The organism is Franzmannia pantelleriensis (genome assembly GCF_900102875.1).
GTDB lineage: Bacteria > Pseudomonadota > Gammaproteobacteria > Pseudomonadales > Halomonadaceae > Franzmannia > Franzmannia pantelleriensis.
The window spans coordinates 61,055-82,065 of the sequence record NZ_FNGH01000013.1; the positions used below are offsets into that span (position 1 = coordinate 61,055).

22 protein-coding genes and 1 other RNA gene are annotated in these 21,011 nt (G+C 61.0%); 10 read left to right on the plus strand and 13 right to left on the minus strand.

The window, feature by feature from the left end; translation table 11 throughout:
- The first annotated feature begins 20 nt into the window (after positions 1-20).
- Positions 21-1,394, plus strand: a complete 1,374-nt coding sequence (locus BLT16_RS16140; RefSeq protein ID WP_089659542.1) for an NCS2 family permease — start codon at positions 21-23, stop codon at positions 1,392-1,394.
- A gap of 76 nt (positions 1,395-1,470) precedes the next feature.
- Here the strand turns inward: BLT16_RS16140 and ybiO are convergent, their stop codons facing one another.
- Positions 1,471-3,789, minus strand: coding sequence for a mechanosensitive channel protein (gene ybiO / locus BLT16_RS16145; protein WP_089659611.1), 2,319 nt, complete (start codon positions 3,787-3,789; stop codon positions 1,471-1,473).
- Between the two features lie 637 nt (positions 3,790-4,426).
- On the opposite strand from ybiO, the gene BLT16_RS16155 reads away from it, so the two are divergent.
- Positions 4,427-4,834, plus strand: coding sequence for a CrcB family protein (locus BLT16_RS16155; protein ID WP_089659544.1), 408 nt, complete (start codon positions 4,427-4,429; stop codon positions 4,832-4,834).
- Positions 4,831-5,232 carry a fluoride efflux transporter CrcB gene (gene crcB / locus BLT16_RS16160; protein ID WP_089659545.1) on the plus strand — a complete coding sequence of 134 codons (402 nt, stop codon included), beginning with the start codon at positions 4,831-4,833 and terminating at the stop codon, positions 5,230-5,232. The genes BLT16_RS16155 and crcB overlap by 4 nt, the downstream gene beginning before the upstream one ends.
- Here the strand turns inward: crcB and rloA3 are convergent.
- Complete coding sequence (rloA3, locus tag BLT16_RS16165; RefSeq protein ID WP_089659546.1) at positions 5,210-5,767, minus strand: retropepsin-like aspartic peptidase RloA3; 558 nt, start codon at positions 5,765-5,767, stop codon at positions 5,210-5,212. The two genes, crcB and rloA3, sit on opposite strands and share 23 nt — an antisense overlap.
- A gap of 102 nt (positions 5,768-5,869) precedes the next feature.
- On the opposite strand from rloA3, the gene BLT16_RS16170 reads away from it, so the two are divergent.
- The gene (locus BLT16_RS16170; RefSeq protein ID WP_089659547.1) at positions 5,870-6,613 is read left to right on the plus strand and encodes a sulfite exporter TauE/SafE family protein; all 744 of its coding nucleotides are present in this window, start codon (positions 5,870-5,872) and stop codon (positions 6,611-6,613) included.
- A 19-nt stretch (positions 6,614-6,632) separates the two neighbouring features.
- Here the strand turns inward: BLT16_RS16170 and BLT16_RS16175 are convergent, their stop codons facing one another.
- From BLT16_RS16175 to BLT16_RS16210, 8 genes are all read right to left on the minus strand, one after another.
- The gene (locus BLT16_RS16175; RefSeq protein ID WP_176817255.1) at positions 6,633-7,919 is read right to left on the minus strand and encodes an aspartate kinase; all 1,287 of its coding nucleotides are present in this window, start codon (positions 7,917-7,919) and stop codon (positions 6,633-6,635) included.
- Between the two features lie 154 nt (positions 7,920-8,073).
- On the minus strand, positions 8,074-9,240 hold the full coding sequence (gene nspC, locus BLT16_RS16180) for a carboxynorspermidine decarboxylase (protein ID WP_089659549.1): 1,167 nt from the start codon (positions 9,238-9,240) through the stop codon (positions 8,074-8,076).
- 3 nt (positions 9,241-9,243) lie between these two features.
- The gene (locus BLT16_RS16185; protein ID WP_089659550.1) at positions 9,244-10,443 is read right to left on the minus strand and encodes a saccharopine dehydrogenase family protein; all 1,200 of its coding nucleotides are present in this window, start codon (positions 10,441-10,443) and stop codon (positions 9,244-9,246) included.
- 173 nt (positions 10,444-10,616) lie between these two features.
- Entirely contained in the window at positions 10,617-11,573 is a 957-nt protein-coding gene (locus BLT16_RS16190) for a D-2-hydroxyacid dehydrogenase family protein (protein WP_089659551.1), read from the minus strand.
- Between the two features lie 5 nt (positions 11,574-11,578).
- Positions 11,579-12,286 carry a 4-carboxy-4-hydroxy-2-oxoadipate aldolase/oxaloacetate decarboxylase gene (locus tag BLT16_RS16195; protein ID WP_089659552.1) on the minus strand — a complete coding sequence of 236 codons (708 nt, stop codon included), beginning with the start codon at positions 12,284-12,286 and terminating at the stop codon, positions 11,579-11,581.
- 36 nt (positions 12,287-12,322) lie between these two features.
- The gene (locus tag BLT16_RS16200) at positions 12,323-13,819 is read right to left on the minus strand and encodes a tripartite tricarboxylate transporter permease (protein ID WP_089659553.1); all 1,497 of its coding nucleotides are present in this window, start codon (positions 13,817-13,819) and stop codon (positions 12,323-12,325) included.
- Positions 13,820-13,821: 2 nt separating this feature from the next.
- Positions 13,822-14,265 carry a tripartite tricarboxylate transporter TctB family protein gene (locus BLT16_RS16205; RefSeq protein WP_176817256.1) on the minus strand — a complete coding sequence of 148 codons (444 nt, stop codon included), beginning with the start codon at positions 14,263-14,265 and terminating at the stop codon, positions 13,822-13,824.
- A gap of 57 nt (positions 14,266-14,322) precedes the next feature.
- Positions 14,323-15,294: a Bug family tripartite tricarboxylate transporter substrate binding protein gene (locus BLT16_RS16210; RefSeq protein WP_176817257.1), complete on the minus strand. Its 972-nt coding sequence runs from the start codon at positions 15,292-15,294 to the stop codon at positions 14,323-14,325.
- A gap of 231 nt (positions 15,295-15,525) precedes the next feature.
- Here BLT16_RS16210 and BLT16_RS16215 point away from each other — a divergent pair, with 231 nt between their 5' ends.
- The 4 genes from BLT16_RS16215 to BLT16_RS16230 all read left to right on the plus strand — a co-directional run bounded on the left by BLT16_RS16215 (position 15,526) and on the right by BLT16_RS16230 (position 18,532).
- Positions 15,526-16,266 (plus strand): FadR/GntR family transcriptional regulator, encoded by a 741-nt coding sequence (locus BLT16_RS16215; protein WP_089659556.1) that lies wholly within the window; start codon positions 15,526-15,528, stop codon positions 16,264-16,266.
- Positions 16,267-16,304: 38 nt separating this feature from the next.
- Positions 16,305-16,976 (plus strand): RraA family protein, encoded by a 672-nt coding sequence (locus tag BLT16_RS16220; RefSeq protein ID WP_089659557.1) that lies wholly within the window; start codon positions 16,305-16,307, stop codon positions 16,974-16,976.
- A gap of 41 nt (positions 16,977-17,017) precedes the next feature.
- Positions 17,018-17,719: a fumarylacetoacetate hydrolase family protein gene (locus BLT16_RS16225; protein WP_089659558.1), complete on the plus strand. Its 702-nt coding sequence runs from the start codon at positions 17,018-17,020 to the stop codon at positions 17,717-17,719.
- A 66-nt stretch (positions 17,720-17,785) separates the two neighbouring features.
- A complete protein-coding gene (locus BLT16_RS16230; RefSeq protein WP_245701719.1) occupies positions 17,786-18,532 on the plus strand; it encodes a sulfite exporter TauE/SafE family protein in 747 nt (248 codons plus the stop codon).
- 54 nt (positions 18,533-18,586) lie between these two features.
- On the opposite strand, the gene ssrA is transcribed toward BLT16_RS16230, so the two are convergent.
- Together ssrA and smpB are read right to left on the minus strand one after the other, a co-directional pair.
- Positions 18,587-18,966, minus strand: a transfer-messenger RNA (tmRNA) gene (gene ssrA, locus BLT16_RS16235).
- 60 nt (positions 18,967-19,026) lie between these two features.
- Positions 19,027-19,509 (minus strand): SsrA-binding protein SmpB, encoded by a 483-nt coding sequence (smpB, locus tag BLT16_RS16240; RefSeq protein WP_089659559.1) that lies wholly within the window; start codon positions 19,507-19,509, stop codon positions 19,027-19,029.
- Positions 19,510-19,637: 128 nt separating this feature from the next.
- On the opposite strand from smpB, the gene BLT16_RS16245 reads away from it, so the two are divergent.
- Together BLT16_RS16245 and BLT16_RS16250 are read left to right on the plus strand one after the other, a co-directional pair.
- Complete coding sequence (locus tag BLT16_RS16245; protein WP_089659560.1) at positions 19,638-20,072, plus strand: type II toxin-antitoxin system RatA family toxin; 435 nt, start codon at positions 19,638-19,640, stop codon at positions 20,070-20,072.
- Between the two features lie 33 nt (positions 20,073-20,105).
- Positions 20,106-20,408, plus strand: a complete 303-nt coding sequence (locus BLT16_RS16250; RefSeq protein ID WP_422717933.1) for an RnfH family protein — start codon at positions 20,106-20,108, stop codon at positions 20,406-20,408.
- A gap of 25 nt (positions 20,409-20,433) precedes the next feature.
- Here the strand turns inward: BLT16_RS16250 and BLT16_RS16255 are convergent, their stop codons facing one another.
- Positions 20,434-20,973, minus strand: coding sequence for an outer membrane protein assembly factor BamE (locus tag BLT16_RS16255; protein ID WP_089659614.1), 540 nt, complete (start codon positions 20,971-20,973; stop codon positions 20,434-20,436).
- Positions 20,974-21,011: the final 38 nt, after the last annotated feature.

The following is a 21,011-nucleotide window of genomic DNA, read 5'->3' on the forward strand; positions in this document are numbered from 1 at the left end:
ACAACAACAGGATCATGACGATGCAACACTCCTCCACTACCGCCGACACGGCCTCAGAGTCGTCTGGCCAGGCTCCGGGAGAGAGCAACTGGCTGGAGCGCTATTTCCGTATACGTGATCGTGGCTCGACACTGCGTACCGAGGTGCTGGCCGGTGTTGCCACCTTCCTGGCATCGATGTACATCATCGTGGTCAATCCGGCGATTCTCTCGGATGCCGGCATTCCGTTCTCGGCAGCGCTCTCGGCAACGGTACTGATCAGTTTCATGAGCAGCCTGGCGATGGGGCTGTACGCGCGCAACCCGATTCTGGTAGCCCCCGGTATGGGCATGAATGCGCTGTTTACCTATACCCTGGTGCAGGGTGCCGGGCTGTCGTGGGAGGTAGCGCTGGGCTGCGTTTTCTGGTCGGGGGTGCTGTTCGCGACCCTGGCGATGTTCAATGTGCGCAAGGCGATCATCGAGGCGATCCCGGCCTCGCTGCGCTATGCGATCACCTGCGGGATTGGCCTTTTCATCACCTTCATCGGGCTCAAGAACGCCGGCTTCATCGTCGGCAGCGATGCCACCCTGGTGTCGCTGGGCAGCATGGACCCGACCCTGATCACCTTCTTCGTCGGCATGATGGCGACGGCGATCATGGTCATCCTGCGCTTCAACGGCGCGCTGATCCTGGGTATCGCGCTGACCACCCTGCTGGCTACGCCGATGGGGCGGATGTGGGGCGGTGACGTGATGGTCGAGTGGAGCGGCCTGGCCGCCTGGCCCGACTTCAGTGCGGTGATGCAGGTGGATATCTGGGGCGCGCTGAAGGTTGCATACCTGCCGTTCATCTTCGTGATGCTGTTCACCAACTTCTTCGATGCGCTGTCGTGCTTCATGGCACTCTCCGAGTCCGCCGATCTCAAGGACGAGGATGGCAACCCGCGCAACCTCAAGCGCTCGATGACCGTGGATGCCTTCGCCTCGATGATCGCCGCACCGCTCGGCACCAGTGCCGCCCAGACCTTCATCGAGTCCGGTGCGGGGGTCGCCCAGGGTGGACGCACCGGTCTGGTGGCAGTGGTCATCGCGGTGCTGTTCCTGCCGTTCCTGTTCCTCTCGCCGCTGCTGTCGCTGGTGCCGTCGATCGCCACCGCGCCGGCGCTGGTGCTGGTCGGACTGTTCATGCTGGCACCGATCAGCAAGATCGACTGGACCCGCTACGACGAGGCGTTTCCGGCCTTTCTGGCGATCATCCTGATGCCGCTGACCTACTCGATCACTCTGGGGATCGCCTTCGGCTTCCTCAGCTTCGTGATGATCAAGCTGTTCACCGGCCGCATTGAGGCGATCAAGCCGGCAATGTGGGTGTCGGCGGCGCTCAGCGTAGTGATGCTGGTGACCACCCACTGAGTTATCGCTTTGCCGCAACGACAAAGGGGCTGCCAATGGCAGCCCCTTTTGCGTGGGTGGGGAGGTGGTAACGAGTTCAGTCGTCGTCGAAATCGCCCTTGAACTCGGGGTTGGGCTGCGAGCGCGGATCGTCCTGGCCGATGCGACTCTGCTCCCCGGAGCTTGGCTGGCCGCCTGGGCGGCCGTTGATGTCGAACGGCTGACGCATGGTGCGCAGGTTGGCCGGCGGCGCTTCGCCCTCCTTGCCGACACCGAAGTAGAGGGTGGTGTGCGGGAAGGGGATCTCGATGCCCTTGGCGTCGAAGTGCAGCTTGACCAGACGGTTGAAGGCGCGGCCAGTGGCCCACTGGGTGCCCGGCGTAGTCTTGATGCGCACACGGATGTTGACCGAACTGTCGGCCAGCGCCACGACCCCGGCGACTTCCAGCGGTGCCAGGATATTGGCCTTGTGGGCATCGTCGTTGGCCAGCTCGTCGAAGGCCTCACGCAGCACCACGATCGCCTCGTCGATGCTCTCGCGGTAGGCGATGCCGTATTCGCCGACGTGATAGCCGAACTCGCGCATGTAGTTGGAGACGGTGTCTACGCTGGAGAAGGGCACGATGTGGTAGGTGCCGTTGAGATCGCGAATGCCTACCGAGCGGATGCTGAGGCGCTCGGCAGTTCCGGTGATGCCGCCTACGGTGACCACGTCGCCGTTGTTCATGGCGTTCTCGATCTGGATGAACACCCCGGTGATGATGTCCTGCACCAGCTTCTGGGCACCGAAGCCGATGGCCAGGCCGAGCACACCGGCACCGGCGATCAGCGGACCGATATTGATGCCGATCTCGGCCAGCACGATCATCAGCGTGATGGTCACCAGGGCAATTGCCAGGGCATTGCGGAACAGCGTCAGCAGCGTCTTGGCGCGGGCATCGGGCTCGCCGGTACCGGTATCGGGATTGAGCTTGTGCTCGATCAGGCTGGCCAGCGCCAGCCAGGCGCCAATGGCCAGTACCAGGATCACCGCCACGCTGACCGCCTTGCCAATCATTCCGCGGCCGGCCTCGGAGGCGTACCAGGCAGCGGCGTCGAAGGCGCCCCAGGCATTCAGCACCAGCATGAGCACAGCGATCAGAATCACCGCTCGGATGGCCCGCAGGGCGTTGGGCACATAGCTGTTGAGGCGCGGTTCGAGCATCGGCAGCTTGCGCCGGAGGTCATCGGATAGGCGGATATGGCGGCCGATGGTCTGGGTCAGCAGTGCCGAGATCAGCGCCCCCGCGCCGACCACCAGCAGCGTCTGCAGGGTGGCGACCATGACGAACGGCAGCGCGTCCTCGGGGCGGATAAGCGTGACCACCAGCACCATCAGGAAGTACAGGATGGCCAACCAGTGCCACAGCCGCGCAAAAAGCTGCAGCGACATGCGGGTGGCGCTCAGTGAGCTGCGCTCGGCCATGCCCTCGATGGCTTGGCGCAGCTTGAGACGGTTCTTGAGCACCTTGCCGACGGCGTAGACAAAGGCACCGAGCATGATCAGCGTGCCGATGCTTTCGCCAAGCGCTGGCGACACATAGAAGTTGAGCAGCGGTACCACCGCTAGGAGGCCGTAACCGACCAAGCCGATCAGTCGTGCAATCCAAGTGTTCCAGTAGGAGGCTTCCTCGGCGGCGATCGGTAGCAGACGTAGCCCTTCATAGCGAGAAGCGAATAGCATGCGCACGGCCGCCTTGAACAGCTCGATGACCAGGAAGGCGTTGAGGAACAGCGAGGCGCGGGTCGAGAGTTCACCGGTCTCACCTACCGCGAAGGTGGCAATCAGGTTGCCGCCGACATAGGCCAGGGCCACTACCAGCACATCGATGACCGCTGCCACCGCGACCGCAATCACCAGGCGCAGGATGGGCGTCAGGCCGGCGCCTTCGCGGGACCACACGCTGATGTGGGTAAAGGCCGGCTTGGCCAAGAAGCGAAAGCCAATAAACAGCAAAAAGGTGGCGATGATCACCATGCCAAGATTGATGGCTGCATTCATGAAGGCAGCGCTGTCGAAGCCTGGCTCGCCGGTGGGCTGGCCGCTGAACAAGCCGCCGATCACGCTGATCAGGTTGTTGAACTGGCTACCGATGTCGCCGGCGACGTTGCTGGTGGCTTCGGCCAGGCGACGCGGCATCGAAACCTGCTCGGCGGCCTGGCCGCTGGGCGCCGTGGCGGCGATGGCTTCAGCGGAGACTTCACCCTCCAGCCCCAATGGCGCCACCGGATCTTGCTGCGACAGGCCGCGCAGCTCCTCGATCAGGCGGTTGCGTGATTGCTCGTCTTCGAGCAGGTCGGCCAAGGTATCGTAGGCCGGCGGTGGCGCAGTGGGGTCAGCCTGCTGGGCATGAGCCGGTGCCAGCAGCAGGGCCATTAGCAGGCCGGCGAGTATCGTGAAGAGACGTGGTGCAAGCACGCTTCTACCTCCGTGAGTCAGCGTGAAAAGGCGAGTGGCGACATGAATACAGCGCGGCCATGATGCCGCATCTCAACATGTCGGCACCAAGCCAGACAAGTCGATGACCGTCATGTGCACGTCATGAGACGCGACGAAACTGGCCGTGAACCGATTGTCGGATCATTATACGCAAGATTAATCTATACAGAAATTGTACATTTTGCGAGATATGTGCCACTGTAATTGTTAACAGCTACTGCCTTGGTGATCAGGGAAGAGCATCACGCATTAGGAGTAACCCTCAATGTTGGAAGTCCCCTTGGAGCTGCGCTGCAACGTTTGCGGCCACGATCGTTTCATCCTCCCTGCCGTGGATGCCATGGACCAGGGCGTGCGCTGTGGCGAATGCTTAGCCTTTAAGTGTCACGCCGACGACCTTGAACAGCATATGCTGGCGGCAGCCTCCAGCCTGCCACCACAACCGGGCAAGAGCCCGCGGCGTCCTAGCGCCATGTAAACGGAACATTGGCAAGCATGCGGTAACTTTCACCACCCGTTCGCGGGTGGTTTTTTATGTCTGCTAATATGGCCGCTGGCGTAAAGGGGGAGTGCCGTGTTGGATGTCCATCCGCTGATATGGGTCGGTGCTGGTGGGGCGCTTGGGGGCGTGCTACGGGTCTTGCTCACTGCCGTTGTCACCGCTCGCTGGGGGGCGGTGTTTCCCTGGGGGACGCTGGTGGTCAATCTCAGCGGAGCGCTGCTGCTCGGCCTGCTGGCCGGCGTCTGGGGGCTGGATGTGCTGCTGCTGCAGGGGCCAACCGCGAGCTGGTGGCTGCTCGCCGTCGGCGTGCTGGGCAGCTATACCACTGTCTCCTCCTTTAGCCTGCAGACGCTGACGCTGTTGCGCGGAGCTGCCCCGTGGCGCGGCTATCTGAACATCGCCGCCTCGCTGCTGGGCTGCCTGATGGCGGTATCGCTGGGCCTGATCGTCGGCCGGCTGGTGGCAGGAGGCTCGCTATGAAAGCGGCGATCGCCAACTATGCGGCAGTGGCGGCTGGCAGTGCCCTGGGGGCGATGGCGCGCTATCTGGTCTCGCTGTGGCTGCTGGCAGCGCCAGGCGGACTGCCCTGGGGCACCCTGAGTGTCAATCTGCTGGGGTCGATCGCCATCGGGCTGATCGCCGCGCTCAGCGCAGGTCGTTGGCCACTATCGTCGCGCATGCAGCTGTTCCTGATCGGCGGCATATGCGGTGGCTTCACCACCTTCTCGATCTTCAGCCTGGAGGTGCTGACCCTGGCCGGGACCGGGGCCCTGGGTATGGCACTGCTGTATATCGGTCTGTCGGTGAGCCTATGGCTGGCCGGCGCCTGGCTGGGCACGAGCGCTGGCGCTTGGCTCAATCGTCGTCCGGATCGTTAGCGACGAACTCGGCGTCCTCGTCGCAGTCGGCACCATTGATGAAGGTTTTGCGAACGTCGAGCAGGCCCAGGTGTTCGATGGTGCGACGCCCCAGCAGCAGCGGGTAGAACATTTCGCTTCGATCACGCAGTCCGACCTGTTCTTCGTAGCGGGTGTTGCCCAGACAGAATTCCATCAGTACCACGGCCCGCCTGGCGCTTCCGCCCGCGCCCCGTACCTTGATGCTACGGTAGATCGGCTTCTCCAGCTCTTCGGTGAGCACTGCGTCGCTGCGCTCGTCCTCCAGCTCGAGGCGGAAGCGTACCCACTCTTCACCATCCTTTTCGAAGCGTTCGATATCGCGGGCATCCAGCGATGAGGTCAGGGCGCCGCTGTCGAGCTTAGCCTTGATGGTGGTGCCCCAGGGTTCAACGGTGGCCATCTCAACCCAGCCGAAAATCTCGTCGTCGGCACTGGTTGAGAGCGAGGTGGCGGCGATTAACAGGGCACCGGCGCCAGCGATGAGTCTGCGGGGTAGTGCAGCACGGGGTGGCATGGGATCTCCTTGTCTTATGCAACGCAGGGATAGAGTACCATTGGGGGAAATAATTCCTCTCGCTCGATATGTGTCTGGCGACGAGTCTCGCAAGGATCCGCGATGCTACCCGAATACTCCTGGCTCGCCTGGGGCCTGATCATCTTCTCCACTTACCTCACCGGTGTCTCCAAGGGCGGGTTCGCCGGTGGCTTTGGCACGCTCTCGGTGCCGCTGATGGCGCTGGCCATCGGCCCTATCGAGGCGGCCGGCTTGCTGTTGCCGCTGCTGCTGGTGATGGATGCCTTCACCGTCAAAGCATGGTGGGGGCATCACGACCGCGCCGAGGTGTGGCGTATCCTGCCTGGGCTGGCGCTGGGGGTGGTCATCGGCACGCTGCTGATTGGCAGCCTCGACGACAACGGTGTGCGCCTGCTACTGGGCCTGCTGTCGCTGCTTTTTGCCCTGTACATGCTGCTACGCCCTGCGGCCGGGCGTCCGATCTCCACGCGCTGGGCGCCGCTGGCCGGCACCGGCTGTGGTTTCACCAGCTTCCTGGCTCACGCCGGGGCACCACCGATCAACCTCTACCTGATTCCTCGGCGGCTGGCCAAGCGCACCTTTATCGCTACTTGCGCCATCGTCTTCGCCGCGGTCAACCTGATGAAGCTCGGCCCCTACCTGTGGCTCGGCGAGATCAACCTCACCAGCGCCTGGGCCTCGCTGATGCTGGTGCCGGTGGCCTGGGCCGGCGTGCGCAGTGGCCTGTGGTTGCAGCACCGGGTCAACGAGACGCTGTTCTTCCGCTTGATCATCATCGCCATGGCCATCGTCGGCGTGCAGCTGGTGGTCAAGGCGTTGGGGTGAATGGCTTTGGTCAGCACGTTCAGTCCGGAATATGCCACGTCTCCGGGCAGTCGTTACTGTGAAACAGGCGCTGGGCCACTTCCCGGTTGCGCCGTTCGACAAGGTGGGCGCGGCCTTTACTGAGCGAGTCCAGCAGCGCCTGAGTGGGGTGGCGCACCGAGAGCAAGGTCAGGTCGTCGTGGCGTGTCAGTGCATAGTCGGCGTCAAGCGACTCGACTAGTGGTTCCAGGCGTTCGGGGTGGGCGTCGAGGCATAGCGAGAGGCGCATGGCACTGCTGTCGATCAGGTTGGCGTGCAGGCCTGCGTCGACCAGGCGACCGAGCGCGTCGAGCTGTCGCGCTTCGTCCATGAACGAAAAGTCCCTGGGCTGGATCTCCAGCAGTACCTGCTCCTCGGCCAGGATGCAGGCCGGCATGGCGTCGTCGTCGCCTCGCGCCGAGATAACGCTGTGCGGAGCGTCCAGGGCCTTGAAGGAGCGCACCTTGAGCGGGATCTGCCGCTCGCGCAGCGGGGCCAGGGTCTTGGGGTGAATCACCTTGGCGCCCAGCCAGGCCAGCTCGATGGCCTCGTGGTAGCTGATCTGCATCAGCTGCCGGGCATTGTCGAAGCGCCGCGGATCGGCGTTGAACAGCCCCGGCACGTCCTTCCAGATCACCACCTCGCTGGCGCCCAGGCAGTGGGCGATGATCGCCGCGCTGAAGTCCGAGCCTTCGCGACCGAGAGTGGTCGAATCGCCATCGGCGGTGCCGCCAATAAAGCCTTGGGTGACCACCAGCGGCTCGCCCTCGAGCGTCTTCAGCCGCTGTGACGTCTTTGCCCAGTCGACGTTGGCGGCCTGGTGATTGGCATCGGTGACGATCAGCTGGCGAGCGTCGTACCAGTCGTTGTCGACACCGATCTCGTTGAGCCAGGCGCTGACGATGGTGGTGGAAAGCAGTTCGCCGTAGCAGATCGTCTGGTCATAGTGGTGGGGTCGGTCATCGCCACGATGCTGTCGGTGGCATTCATCCAGTTCCTCCAGCAGTGTCTCGACCCGCTCTGCCACGCTGCCCCCTGATGCGCCGAACAGCGACTCCACGGTAGCAAGGTGATCGCGACGCAACGCCTCGAGCTGGTGACGATAGTCGCTTTCGTCGCCATGTCGAGCCGCGGCCAGCAGGGCCTCCAGCGCATTGGTGGTCTTGCCCATGGCGGAGATCACGATCGTGCGAGGCCGGGTCTCTAGGCGATTCAGCAGCTCGCCCAGGTGGCGAATGGCCTCGGCGTCCTTGATCGAAGCGCCACCGAACTTGAAGATCGTCGTCATTACCGTCACTCCCTGGCGGTGGATGTCAGCTTCGTCACCATGCGTCAAACTCGGGCCTGGCGAAAGAGGCATGAGGCGACTTCCAGCAGCGGTACCAGTATGCGCAGCAAAACAAGGCGCCCGCAGGCGCCTTGTCGAGATTCGGCTTGCGGGCTCAGCTCAGGCGCTGCATATAGTCCACGTAGCCGAAGGTCTTGACCGTGCGCACCTCGCGGTTGGCCGCGTCGATGCGGCAGATCGATGGCAGGCGGATGCCGTTGAAGGTGGTGGTCTTGACCATGGTGTAGTGGGCCATGTCGGTGAACACCAGGCGGTCGCCGATCTCAAGCGGCTCGTCAAACGAGTAGTCGCCGATCACGTCGCCGGCGAGACACGTCATGCCCCCCAGGCGGTAGGTGTGGGCCTTCTCGTCGGGCTCGCCGCCGCCGATGATCTCGGGACGGTAGGGCATCTCCAGTACGTCGGGCATATGCGCGGTGGCGGAGGTGTCGAGAATGGCGATGGGGCCGTCATTCTCGACGATATCCAGCACCGAGCAGACCAGGTAACCGGTGTTCAGCGCGATCGCCTCGCCCGGCTCCAGGTAGACGGTGAGATGCGGGTGGCGCTCCCGGAAACCGCGAATCACCCGCACCAGTCGCTCCACGTCGTAGTCGGCGCGGGTGACATGGTGGCCGCCGCCGAAGTTGACCCATTTCAGGCTGGCCAGGTAGTGGCCGAAGCGCTCCTCGAAGGCCGCCAGGGTCGACTCCAGGTCGTCGCTGTTCTGCTCGCACAGGGTGTGGAAGTGCAGCCCCTCGAGGCCTTCCATCACCTCCGAGGTGAGGTCCCGTGCCCGGGTGCCGAGCCGCGAGCCCGGCGCGCAGGGATCGTAGAGCGGTACCGCCCCGGTGGAGTGCTCCGGATTGACCCGCAGCCCGCAGGAGACCCGGCGCGGCGCGTTCGCGATGGTCTCGCGGAAGCGCCGCCACTGGCCCGGGGAGTTGAAGCTGAGGTGGTCCGCGTAGCGCAGCACCACCGCCATCTCCTCCGCGGTGAAGGCCGGCGAGTAGCAGTGCACCTCGCCGCCGAAGGTCTCCGCTCCCAGGCGGGCCTCGTCTTGGCCGCTGGAGGTGGTGCCCACCAGGTACTGGCGAACCAACGGGAAGGTGTCCCACATGGCAAAGCCCTTCAGCGCCAGCAGGATGCGCGCGCCGCTGCGCTCCTGAACCTGCCCGAGCAGCTCCAGGTTCTTGCGCAGCAGGGCGTCGTCCACCACATAGGCCGGGGAGGGGCAGGCCTGGACATTAAAGTCCAGGCTCTGCTCACGTGCGTTCGCCATGGCTCAGGCCAGGGGGTCGTGGTCGGGGTCGAGCTCGACCACCTGCCACGGCAGGCCCATCTCGCCGATGCGCGCCATGAAGGGGTCGGGGTCGAGCTGCTCGACGTTGAACACCCCCGCGCCCTTCCAGATGCCTTCCAGCATCAGCATGGCGCCGGTCACCGCCGGCACGCCGGTGGTGTAGGAGATGGCCTGGGACTGGACCTCGGCGTAGCACTGCTCGTGGTCGCAGATGTTGTAGATATGCACCTTGCGCCGCTTACCGTCCTTGATGCCGTCGGCGATGATGCCGATGTTGGTCTTGCCCTTGGTGCGCGGGCCCAGCGAGGCCGGGTCGGGCAGCACCGCCTTGAGGAACTCCAGCGGGGCGATCTCGGCATCGCCCACCTTGATCGGCTCGATGCTGGTCATGCCGACGTTCTCGAGCACCTTGAGGTGGGTGATGTACTTGTCGGAGAAGGTCATCCAGAAGCGGATGCGCTCCAGGCCTTTGATGTTCTGGCACAGGGATTCCATCTCCTCGTGGTAGAGGAGGTAGATGTCCTTCTCGCCGATGCCGTCGAAGTCGAACTTGCGCTTCTCGGCCAGCGGCGCGGTCTCCTTCCACTCGCCCTTCTCCCAGTAGCGCCCCTTCGCGGTGATCTCGCGAATGTTGATCTCCGGGTTGAAGTTGGTGGCGAACGGGTAGCCGTGATCGCCGCCGTTGGCATCCAGGATGTCGATGCGGTGGATCTCATCGAACAGGTTCTTCTGGGCGTAGGCACAGTAGATATTGGTCATGCCCGGGTCGAAGCCGCAGCCCAGGGTGGCCATGTTGCCGGCGTCCTTGTAGCGGTCCTGGAAGGCCCACTGCTCCTTGTACTCGAACTTGGCCTCGTCCGGATGCTCGTAGTTGGCGGTGTCCAGGTAGGGCACGCCGGTACGCAGACAGGCCTCCATGATGGTCAGGTCCTGATAGGGCAGGGCCACGTGGATCAGCACGTCCGGTTGGAACGACTCGATCAGGGCGACCAGCGCCTCGACGTCATCGGCATCCACCTGGGCGGTCTGGATCGGCCGATCCAACTGGTCGGCGATCGCCTGGCACTTCGCCTCGTTGCGGCTGGCCAGCATGATCTCGCCGAAGACTTCGGGATGCTGGGCGCACTTGTGGGTAACGACACCGCCGACGCCGCCGGCGCCAATAATCAGGACTTTGCTCATGGGTTCGCATCCAGATCGGGTAATGTTCGGTCGTGGCCTCGCCCAGGGCCCGAAGGGCCGGCGAGAGGGCGCAGATAATGGCTCCCCATGAGGCTGCTCGCAAGTGGTTTTCGCGTCAAGTCTGAGACCAAGGTCGATCGAGATCTGGTGCGAGGTCTGAAGGCTGCTTCCGCCTAGCCAAGTTCACGGATCGGCTCCCCCTGTTGCCAGGCGTGGATGTCTTCCACCATTTGCTGGTAGAAGAGCCTGAACGTCTGCTCGCTGGTATATCCCAAGTGAGGTGTCAGCAGCAGCCGCCCGCTGTCAATCAGTTCGTGATCGCGAAGAGGATCATCGTCAGGCAGCGGTTCTTGATCGAATACATCGATTGCTGCCGATCCCAGTGTTTGGCTGCGCAACGCGTCCACGAGCGCTTGAGAGTCAACAATTTGCCCTCGCGATGTGTTGACAAGGCAGGCCGTAGGTTGCATTAGGCTAAGCGCCTCACGGCCTATAAGCCCCTGACTGCGAGGCGAAAGCACCACATGTATCGATACTATATCTGACGCCTTCAATAGATCTTCCAGGGAAGCGGCAAGCTCGACGCCATGTTCATCACAAAGCGCTTGTGTCAGATTCTGTGACCAAGCCAAGACGCTCATGCCGAAGGCCTTAGCAAGTGCTGAAACCTGCTGGCCAACCTTGCCAAGCCCGACGATGCCGAGCGTCAGCCCCGCGAGGTCACGCCCCAGTCCCTGCTGCCACTGACCATTGCGCAGGTGATTTGACTCGACGACTATCCGTCGCTGGCTTGCCAGTATGAGTCCTAATGTCAGCTCGGCGGTGGTGGTTTTCCGCAATTCGGTGCCACATACCGTGATGCCTTGGCGCGCAGCAGTGTCGAGGTCGATCGAGAGGTTGCGCGAGCCCGAGGTTACGATGAGCTTCAATTTTGGCAGCCTCTCCAGCAGTGAGGCAGGGAGTGGCGTGCGCTCACGCATGACGCACAGCACATCAAACGACGAAAGGCGTTCCACCAGCGCATCGTGGTCTGTCAGTGTATCGTGGAAAACAGCGATATCATCCAGCCCGCTCCAGTCCGCTAGCCGCAGAGCATCATTACCATAATCATCTAGAATGGCGATCTTCATGCTCTTCACTCCTGGTGAAACGGCCAGTCAACGGGGCCATCATCATATCGAAGGCCTTTATCAGCCAATTTATCCCGCAAGCCCAGCAGGTCGAGCGTCTTGCCGCCTTGTTTGATCGCGCTGCGCATGGCCTCTTCCTTTTCGATGCGCTTTTGTGAGGCTGCAAGGACCTCGGCTGCACCTTGCCGTGGCACCAATACAACACCATCATCATCGGCCACGACGACATCGCCAGGAATAACCAGGCGTCCACCACACATGATGGGAACGTTAACGGCACCTACCGTCTCCTTGACGGTGCCCTGTGGACTGATAGCGCGTGACCAGACGGGGAACCCTTGCTCTCGCAGGTCTCTTATATCGCGTGCGCCTGTGTCCAGAACGGCGCCTACACCGCCTCGCTGCGAGACAAACTCGGCCAGCACATCGCCGAAAAAGCCATCGAGGCTGCGTGAAGTAGTTCCCACGACCAACACATCTCCCGGTTCCATCAACTCGATGGCGACATGCAACATCCAATTGTCCCCTGGCGCGCACAATACCGTGATGGCTGATCCAGCTATCGCGGCGCCCGGAACGCCCGCCCGAATCTCTGGCTCCATGGCACCAGTCCGCCCTTGTGCTTCATGTACAGTCGCAACGCCGCATCTACCGAGTTCCTGTATAACATCGGTGGCTGCGCGCTCGATTGTTCTTACGGCAAGCTTGTTCATGCATATATCCTCGTGATGGTAGATAGTAATACTGGTTCAAGCTGAGGGCTTAGGCGGTTTCAAACTTCCCCAGACGACCCATAACAGCAGCAGGACTGCCAGTAACAGGAAGCCGGCACTGACTGGACGCTCAAGGAAGACCATGAAGTCACCTCGGCTTAGCAGCATGGAGCGTCGTAGGTTTTCTTCGAGCATTGGACCAAGAATAAAACCGAGCAGTAGAGGTGCAGCTTCAAATCCCAGTTTGATCAGCAGATAACCTACCCCTGCGAAGCCGGCTACCAGGAGTACATCGATTACTGAACGGTCAAGGCTATAGACGCCCGCGCATATCAGAAGAATGATGATAGGGAAAAGGAGACGATAGGGTATTTGCAGTATCTTCACCCACACTTTTATGAGTGGAATGTTGAGCACCAGGAGCATCAGGTTTCCAATCAAGAAGCTTACGATCAACCCCCAGAAAAGATCTGGATTTTCCGTAACAACTCTGGGGCCAGGCGCAATACCATGAATCATTAGAGCGCCCAGCATTAGTGCCATGATCGCATCGCCGGGTATGCCCAGTGTGAGCGTTGGTATGAATGAGGACTGAGCAGCAGCATTGTTAGCTCCCTCGGGGGCAGCAATCCCGGGAACTGCGCCCTTGCCAAAGGTATCAGGCTTGGAGGAAATGCGTTTTTCTACGGCATAGGCCATGAACGAGGCCATCGAGCCGCCACCTGTTCCTGGCAGAATGCCCACGGCAGTACCTACGCCAGAACCGCGCAAGATAGGCCAGCCAGACTCGCGCCACTCCTTCCGCGTTGGGAGCAGCGAGCGGAACGTCACGCGGGTACTACTTGCTCCGTCAGCGGCCTTGCCGATACTTGAAATGACTTCAGAAACACCGAACAGCGCCATGGCAATGACGATGATGCTGATACCGTCAAATAGCTCAGGGATTCCGAAGGTCATGCGCATGGCGCCACTATTGACGTCGATGCCAACCAAGCCGATCAGCAGCCCCAAGACTACACTCGCTAGCCCAATCAGTGGTCGACCCTGGCTAATGGACCCCGCTGCCACCAGGCCTAGCACCATCATCGAGAAGTAGTCCGCCGAGTGGAACGATAACGCAAGCTGAGCTAGTGGCGGAGCCATCAGAATCAGCACGATGATGGCGAAGCAGCTGCCAATAAAAGATGCAATGGTAGTAATCAACAGCGCTGCACCGGCACGGCCATTTTGTGCCATGGGGTAGCCGTCAAGGCAGATGACGGCCGAAGAGGCTGTACCTGGCAAGTTAAGTAGAATCGAGGCGATAGAGCCACCGTACTGGGCGCCATAGTAGATACCTGCCAGCATGACCAGAGCGGCAGTAGCCGGGACATGAAATGTCAGTGGCATCAGGAGTGATACCGCCGCCAGATGGCCAATACCGGGTAAAACGCCCACGATCATTCCAACGCTCACACCAAGCAGGCAGTAGAGCAGGTTTTCCATGGTCAACGCGGTGGCTAGACCGAGCTGGAGGCTCTCTAGTAGATCCATGGTCAACTCCAGGTGACAAACGGGATAGGCACGCCTAGTACCAAGGCAAATAATCCCCAAACAGCAGGTACGAGCACGCTGGCAAGTAGGGTCAGAGCAAGCTTATTGGCCTTGCGGTCAGCGAGCCCGGCAAGCAACACTACAGCGAGGCCGGCAGGGGCAAATCCAAATCGTGGCAAGAGCAATGCAAAAGCAACGATTGCGGCGGGAATGACTAGCCATGGGCGCAGGTTTAGGGCAGCGAGTCTCTCTCTTGTGCGTAGCGAGCTCAGCATGATGCCAACGCCTAGCAGTAACAGCAGCGTGGCGAGGGTTATAGGGAAGAAACCCGGACCCATACGCCGCGGGGTGCCGAAGCTATAGTCGGATGCAACGACTAGTACCAGGCCCCCAAGCAGCACGCAGACTATCCCTGCCAAGAAATCCTTGGAGATAAGTACGTTCATCATGTAACCCCGTATAGAGGTGGCCGAAGCTCATTACGAGAGCCTCGGCCAGTGGTCTCAGTCAGCGCTGATGCCGGCTGCTTCGATGATGGTTGAGAACTGCTCGCGCAGTTCATCCAGCATCTGACTGAACTCATCAGAGGTCATTGGGGACACAATCGCGCCACGATCAGCAAAGGCGCTCTGGGCCTCCTCGGTTGCCAGATAGGCCGCTACATCCTCGTAGATCTTTTCAATGATTTCGTCACTGACGCCCGATGGAGCGAACAAGCCTGCCCACTGGCCTGCCGCGACGTTGGGTACGCCGCCTTCAATCAGTGTCGGGAGGTCTGGGTGAGACTCCACGCGCTCCTGGCGTGCGACTCCCAGCAGCTTGATATCATCGCTGTCAACGAACGGCCCTACGGACGACAGCGCCAGCACGCCGACTTCGGCTTCGCCAGATGCTACCGCTGTGGCTGCCGGCGCCCCGCCCCGGTAGGGAATGTGGACGGTATCAATGCCAGTTTCATAGTTGATCCACTCTGGCACGATATGATTCAACGAGCCTATGCCGGCCGAGGCGAAGCTGATGTCTCCGGGGTTGGCCTCGGCATATGCAATGTACTCCTCTGTCGTGTCGAATGGAGCGCCGCTGTAGGCTGCTAGAACCAGCGGCGTATCACTGATCATGGTGATCGGGCGGAAGTCCGAGGCGGGATCGTAGGGAATGTCGTCGAATAGATAGGGATTGATGACGTTGACGCCCATGTCGGCGACGAAGAGGGTATGGCCATCTGGGGTTGAGCGGGCTACGGCAGTGGCAGCAACAAAGCCGGCCCCGCCTGTACGGTTGTCGACGATGACTTCTTGTCCCCAGACCGGCGTCATGGCCTCGGCCACAGTGCGAGCGGCAATATCGGCAATCCCGCCCGGGGCATATGGGACGATGATAGTGACGGTTTGTTCAGGCCATGCATGAGCCGATAGGGGAACGGTGGCGAGTGCGATGGCGCTGATGGCGCTGGCAAGAACCTTTTTGCTGTTCATGATGCGATCCTTTTTATCGTTATGACGGTGTGCTTGGCGTGTGACTTGAGCCTCACGAGCGTCGGGGGGCGTATCTCCCTCCTCGGCGCCGGTCGGCAGTCTCGTCGTGCCCTCCAGTGGCCAGTCGAATCCTGCCTCAAGGTTTGACCAATTTTTGTAATAGGTCAAGAAATGGTTGCCCAATTTTTTCGGGCGACCTAACATCATAGAGGGTTACTCAGGGGGGAGGTTATGGAAGAGCATCACGCAACACTGGTTCAGCTGCGTGCCTATCTGTCGCAAAGCGGCAAGCGGCCCAACGACCGGTTGCCCCCAGAGCGCGAGCTGGCGCAGCAAGTGGGTGTTACCCGGGGTGAGGTTCGCAAGGCGCTGGCCATACTCGAAAAGGAGGGGTTGGTATGGCGACATGTCGGTAAGGGGACCTTTGTGGGTGATCGATCGCCTCTCAAGTCGCTCGATCCCACGCACCTTGTCCATCACTGTAGCCCCTCTGATGTAGTTCGAGCGCGCATGACCTTTGAGCCAGCACTGGCTGCTGAAGCCGCGCTACAAGCGACGCCGAGGGACATCGAGGCGATGCGAGAGGTGGCTAGGCAGAGCCGAGAAGCGAAGACGTGGCGAGAATATGAAGCCTGCGACAATCAGTTTCACAAGTTGATAGCTGATTCGACACAGAATCTGATTACGTCTTCGATGTTTGACATGCTACTAAGCGTTAGGCGAACCATGGTGTGGTGCCGCCGGCGTACCGACACCGTGCGTCCGTTGCCTGATCACCATTCGTTCAACGAGCACGAGTACATCATTGATGCTATCGCTGAGCGTGACGCCGCCTCAGCGTCAGCGCGTATGCTTGAGCACTTGCTGAGCGTCGAACGGCAGTTGCTGACTCCCCACTCTCCGCTGGCGCTGACCAAGCCCGTCGGGCGTGACGCGGAGCATGATAACCAATTAGACCAATACAACCAATAATTCGGCTGTCCCACGTTAAACGCCAGGAGACGCTTGTGATGACGACTCAACGATTAGATGCCCAGACGCTAGAGCGCTGCCGCTCACTGTCCACCTCGAGCCTGAGCGATGCGCTAGACAAGCACGGCCTCCCCGGAGCCGTTGAAGGGCTTCGCCCACTTCTGCCAGAGGCATGCATAGCTGGTCAGGCTTTTACCCTGGCGTACATGCCTGTCAGCGCGGAAGGGGGCACTGTGGGGGATTTTCTGGATGATCTTGGCGTGGGCGATGTTGTGGTGATCGATAATCGCGGACGTACCGACTGTACCGTATGGGGCAACATAATGACCGAAGTCGCCAAGCGCAACGGTGTCGAAGGTACAGTAGTGGATGGCGTCAATCGTGATCTTCAGGAGAGCTTGGCGTTGAGCTACCCAATCTGGTCAAGGCAGGGCCACATGCGGACCGGCAAGGATCGAGTAATGCTTCAGGCCGTCAATGTGCCAGTTTGCCTTGGTACGGTGCGGGTCGAGCCTGGCGACCTCATTTGCGCAGATGGTAATGGCGTTGTAGTGATTCCGCTTGGGCATCATGAAGACGTATTGGCTACCGCAGAGGGTATTGAGCACACCGAGGATAAGATTCTGAAAGATATTCGCAGTGGGATGGCTCTTGGTGAAGCGCGCTCTCAGCACGGTTACCACGGCCTACAGACTCGAGGTGCTAATTGAAATCCGTCGTTGATAATGCCACTACAACTTGAGGACCTGTCATGAGCTCGGACTCCCTGGTAATACCAGCCCCTGAGATGGCCACTTTGCCCGTCTTGGGTGGTGAACAGCGCTTTCCTGTCCATCGTATCTATTGTGTTGGTCGTAACTTTGCCGCTCATGCGGTAGAAATGGGGCATGACCCAAATAAGGAGCCGCCCTTCTTCTTCCAAAAGAGCAGCACGACGCTGATTACGGATAGCGGAGACTTTGTCTATCCTCCAGCCACTCAAGACGTTCACCATGAAGTTGAGCTAGTGGTAGCCTTGGCCAAGGGTGGTGAGGATATTCCCGTTGATCAGGCTCTAGCGCATGTGTATGGATATGCCGTTGGTCTCGATATGACACGACGGGATATTCAAGCCGAGATGAAGAAAATGGGGCGTCCATGGGATACCGCGAAAAGCTTCGAGGGTGCTGCTCCTTGTGGCACTCTAGCGCCAGCCGCAAAGATCGGCCATCCCGACTCGGGGGCAATCTGGTTAAATATCAACGGTGAGCTGCGTCAGCAGGGCAATCTTGATCAGATGATCTGGAAAGTGCCGGAAGTCATCTCCCAGCTATCTCGATTGTTCCGCTTGCGTGCTGGCGACCTCATCATGACGGGAACGCCCTCTGGCGTTGGTTCTGTATCGATTGGGGATATCTTGCAGGGAGGCATAGAAGGTGTTGGTGAGCTGCATACGCGCGTGGTGGCTGGCTAGTAAGTCATTGGGTAGACGGTTTACAGCATCGATTCTGGAGATGAGGCTCGAAAGCCCCTTGTCCCGATGCTGATACTGCTGTCAATCTTGACGCTGGTACTGGCGGGGTTCGTCAAAGGCGCGATTGGTTCTGGCGTGCCTCTGATCGTCGTGCCTATCTTCACGGTGCTCTACGATATCCAGACCGCCATTGTCGTCTTGCTGGTGCCCAACCTGCTGAGCAATATGCTGCAAGTCTGGCGCTACCGCCGTCATCTGCTGCCGCTGCGCTTCCTGGCGGGGTTTGCCGCATCGGGTGGAGTGGGCGTGCTGCTGGGCACCTGGGCGCTGGTGAGTATCAACGAGAAGCTACTGTCGATCACTGTCGCCGTGACCATGCTGGCCTACCTGGGGGTGCGCGTGCTGCGCCGCGATGCCGAATTGGGGCGTGCGTTAGCCAATAGGCTGGTCATCCCTGCTGGGCTATGCGGAGGCGTGCTGCAAGGCGCGGTGGGGATGTCGGCGCCGGTGTCGGTGGCGTTTCTCAACTTCATGCGCCTGGAGCGCCGGGTCTTCATTGGCTCGATTTCGACCTTCTTTGCGGCCATCACAGTGGTCCAGCTTCCAGCACTGCTCTCCGTGGGGCTCGTCACATGGCCGCTCGCCATGGCCAGCGTGGCGGCATTCCTGGTGATCTGGCTGGCCATGCCGCTGGGCGGGCGGCTGGGGAATTATCTGGACCGGGACGTCTTTGACAAGGTCATCATGGCGCTGCTGTTTATCATTGCCATGCGCATCTTGCTAGATGCCTTGATCTCTTCGGTCAACGGTTAGTCGAGGGGCAGAAACGAAAAAAGCACCCGTAGGTGCTTGATTCGTATGCTTAATTGGTGGAGGCGGCGGGAATTGAACCCGCGTCCGCCGGCACTCGCTCTTCGGCTCTACATGCTTAGGTCCGTCTTTTGATTTAACGCTACTGGCTCCGACGGGCAGGATCCAGCTACGCGATTCCTCTAAGGTTTAGCGATTGATGAGAGGACACCACCAACCGCGATCCCATCAGTTTGCGCTCATATCCCCGCCGTGATGAATGGGCACATCACTTTGGGGCCGGACTAGAAGCTAACAGCGTTTAAGCTGCCAGCGCGCCCTGAGCGTAGTTGTCGTCGTTTGCGACTATTTAATCGTGATGTTGGATTTACGAGATACATCACGCTCTCGGCATGCACCTAGGAGGTTGTCACCGGCGTCGAAGCCATGTCGCCCCCGTGGAACCCTTTCATCATATCAGGTGGGGGCGGCGCGACGCCAGTTCAAGCGTGCGCCGCTCAATGCTCGCGCATGATCCGCGCTTTCTGGCGGTTCCAGTCGCGCTCCTTCTCGGTAGCGCGCTTGTCATGCTGCTTCTTGCCGGTCACCAGTGCCAGCTCGCACTTGATCAGATTCTTCTTCCAGTACAGCTTGAGCGGTACGCAGGTGTGCCCCTTGTCCTGGGTGCGCGAGAAGATCTTGGCGATCTCCTTGCGATGCAGCAGCAGCTTGCGGGTGCGCGTCGGGTCGGCGATCTCATGGGTGCTGGCGGTATTGAGCGGGGTGATGTGACTGCCCAGCAGCCAGGCCTCGCCGTTCTTGATCAAGATATAGGTGTCGGTGAGCTGAGCCTTGCCGGCACGCAGGCTCTTGACCTCCCACCCAGCCAGCGCGAGGCCCGCTTCGAAGGTCTCATCGATGTGGTACTCGAAGCGGGCCTTCTTGTTCTGGGCGATGACGGAACTGAACGGGCCTTTGCCCTTGCCTTTCTTGTTGGCCATGGAACCTCGTGTGTCGATATGCCTTGGCAGCCCCGTTCGAGATGGGGGGAAGCGTGATAAGATTCAAGGCTTGACGAAATATCCGACCATGATACGCGTACGGCCCAGCAAAGTCAGCGGAGAGGTAAATGCCTACGGTCAATCGGTCCGCCCTGGTGCGGCACTCCCCCCAGGCGATGTTCGACCTGGTCAACGATTTCGAGCGCTATCCGGAGTTCTTGCCGGGCTGCCGGCGGGCACGCCTGGTTGAGCGCGACGACGAGCACCTGATCGGCGAGATGACCCTGGGTAGGGCAGGTATCGAGCACAGCATCATGACCCGCAACGATCTGGTTGAGCCGGAGCGCATCGAGCTGTCGCTGGTGAAGGGGCCTTTCAAGCGCCTGCGCGGCCGCTGGCTGTTCACGCCGATGGGCGAGGATGCCTGCAAGGTGAGCCTGGAGATGGAATTCGAGTTCGCCAACCGGTTGCTGGGGATGGCCTTCGGCAAGCTGTTCCAGCAGGTCGCTGGCCAACTGGTGGAGTCGTTTACTCGCCGAGCGGATGATCTCTATGGTCGCTGAGTGGCACTCGTTGGCGTGCCAGGTGGTATGCTGATGGTCGATTCGATAGAGGTAGAGGTGGCGTTTGCGCTGCCTGATCGGCAGAGGCTGGTGGCGCTGACGGTGCCCGCGGGCACTACGGCGCGCCAGGCCGTATGGCAGGCGGGGCTAGTAGAGGACTTTCCCGAGCAGGGAGAGGCCTTCTTCCGTGACGCGCCGCTGGGTGTTTTTGGCGTGGCGCTCAAGCGCGATGACCAGCCGCTCAACGCGGGTGACCGGGTCGAGGTCTACCGCCCGCTGCAAATCGACCCCAAGCAGGCGCGCAAACAGCGTGCCTTGCAGGGCAAGACGCGCTGAGTGCTAGTCGTTCGTTGCGCAGCGCTTAGAGCGACGGATCCTGCTGAATCGGCTCTTGCTCGCTGGGCTCGGGCTGGCTGGGTTCCGGAGCGCGCTCGGCGGGGGCACCGCCGGCCGGCGCAGTGCCGCCGCCCTGCTGAGGCTCGGGCTGCGGACCTTGTGGAGCCATGCCGTCATCCGGGCCAACGCCTTCCGGGGCCGGGCCGGGCCCATCCTCGGGCATCAGGTCGATGTCGCGGGACAGGTCGCCGTCGCGATTGATATCCACCAGCCGGTCACCGTCGAAGGTCAGGGTGACGCGGCGCTGATCCACGCCGCCGTAGGCTTCGTCGAGGCGGAATAGGTAGTCCCACTGGCTGGCATCGAACGGCCCCTCGAGCAGGGGCGTTCCCATCACACCGCGAACTTGGTCGCGGCTCATGCCCGGCTGCAGCTGGCTGACCATGTCGTGGGTCACCAGGTTGCCCTGGGCCAGGTCGCGCTTATAGACGCCTAAGTAGCTGCAGCCGCTGACCAGCGTGGTGAGGGCAACGGAAAGGGTGACGGTTTTGATCAGCTTTTGCATTTGAGCCTGTTCTTCACTATCGTTGAGTCGGTCGATCA

What these genes read in the sequence shown, in the direction of transcription:
- BLT16_RS16140 (WP_089659542.1), top strand. Translation starts at nt 21, where the DNA reads ATGCAACACTCCTCCACTACCGCCGACACGGCCTCAGAGTCGTCTGGC.
- ybiO (WP_089659611.1), bottom strand. Translation starts at nt 3,789, where the DNA reads ATGGCCCTGCTGCTGGCACCGGCTCATGCCCAGCAGGCTGACCCCACT.
- crcB (WP_089659545.1), top strand. Translation starts at nt 4,831, where the DNA reads ATGAAAGCGGCGATCGCCAACTATGCGGCAGTGGCGGCTGGCAGTGCC.
- rloA3 (WP_089659546.1), bottom strand. Translation starts at nt 5,767, where the DNA reads ATGCCACCCCGTGCTGCACTACCCCGCAGACTCATCGCTGGCGCCGGT.
- BLT16_RS16170 (WP_089659547.1), top strand. Translation starts at nt 5,870, where the DNA reads ATGCTACCCGAATACTCCTGGCTCGCCTGGGGCCTGATCATCTTCTCC.
- BLT16_RS16175 (WP_176817255.1), bottom strand. Translation starts at nt 7,919, where the DNA reads ATGACGACGATCTTCAAGTTCGGTGGCGCTTCGATCAAGGACGCCGAG.
- nspC (WP_089659549.1), bottom strand. Translation starts at nt 9,240, where the DNA reads ATGGCGAACGCACGTGAGCAGAGCCTGGACTTTAATGTCCAGGCCTGC.
- BLT16_RS16185 (WP_089659550.1), bottom strand. Translation starts at nt 10,443, where the DNA reads ATGAGCAAAGTCCTGATTATTGGCGCCGGCGGCGTCGGCGGTGTCGTT.
- BLT16_RS16190 (WP_089659551.1), bottom strand. Translation starts at nt 11,573, where the DNA reads ATGAAGATCGCCATTCTAGATGATTATGGTAATGATGCTCTGCGGCTA.
- BLT16_RS16195 (WP_089659552.1), bottom strand. Translation starts at nt 12,286, where the DNA reads ATGAACAAGCTTGCCGTAAGAACAATCGAGCGCGCAGCCACCGATGTT.
- BLT16_RS16200 (WP_089659553.1), bottom strand. Translation starts at nt 13,819, where the DNA reads ATGGATCTACTAGAGAGCCTCCAGCTCGGTCTAGCCACCGCGTTGACC.
- BLT16_RS16205 (WP_176817256.1), bottom strand. Translation starts at nt 14,265, where the DNA reads ATGAACGTACTTATCTCCAAGGATTTCTTGGCAGGGATAGTCTGCGTG.
- BLT16_RS16210 (WP_176817257.1), bottom strand. Translation starts at nt 15,294, where the DNA reads ATGAACAGCAAAAAGGTTCTTGCCAGCGCCATCAGCGCCATCGCACTC.
- BLT16_RS16215 (WP_089659556.1), top strand. Translation starts at nt 15,526, where the DNA reads ATGGAAGAGCATCACGCAACACTGGTTCAGCTGCGTGCCTATCTGTCG.
- BLT16_RS16220 (WP_089659557.1), top strand. Translation starts at nt 16,305, where the DNA reads ATGACGACTCAACGATTAGATGCCCAGACGCTAGAGCGCTGCCGCTCA.
- BLT16_RS16225 (WP_089659558.1), top strand. Translation starts at nt 17,018, where the DNA reads ATGAGCTCGGACTCCCTGGTAATACCAGCCCCTGAGATGGCCACTTTG.
- BLT16_RS16230 (WP_245701719.1), top strand. Translation starts at nt 17,786, where the DNA reads ATGCTGATACTGCTGTCAATCTTGACGCTGGTACTGGCGGGGTTCGTC.
- smpB (WP_089659559.1), bottom strand. Translation starts at nt 19,509, where the DNA reads ATGGCCAACAAGAAAGGCAAGGGCAAAGGCCCGTTCAGTTCCGTCATC.
- BLT16_RS16245 (WP_089659560.1), top strand. Translation starts at nt 19,638, where the DNA reads ATGCCTACGGTCAATCGGTCCGCCCTGGTGCGGCACTCCCCCCAGGCG.
- BLT16_RS16250 (WP_422717933.1), top strand. Translation starts at nt 20,106, where the DNA reads ATGGTCGATTCGATAGAGGTAGAGGTGGCGTTTGCGCTGCCTGATCGG.
- BLT16_RS16255 (WP_089659614.1), bottom strand. Translation starts at nt 20,973, where the DNA reads ATGCAAAAGCTGATCAAAACCGTCACCCTTTCCGTTGCCCTCACCACG.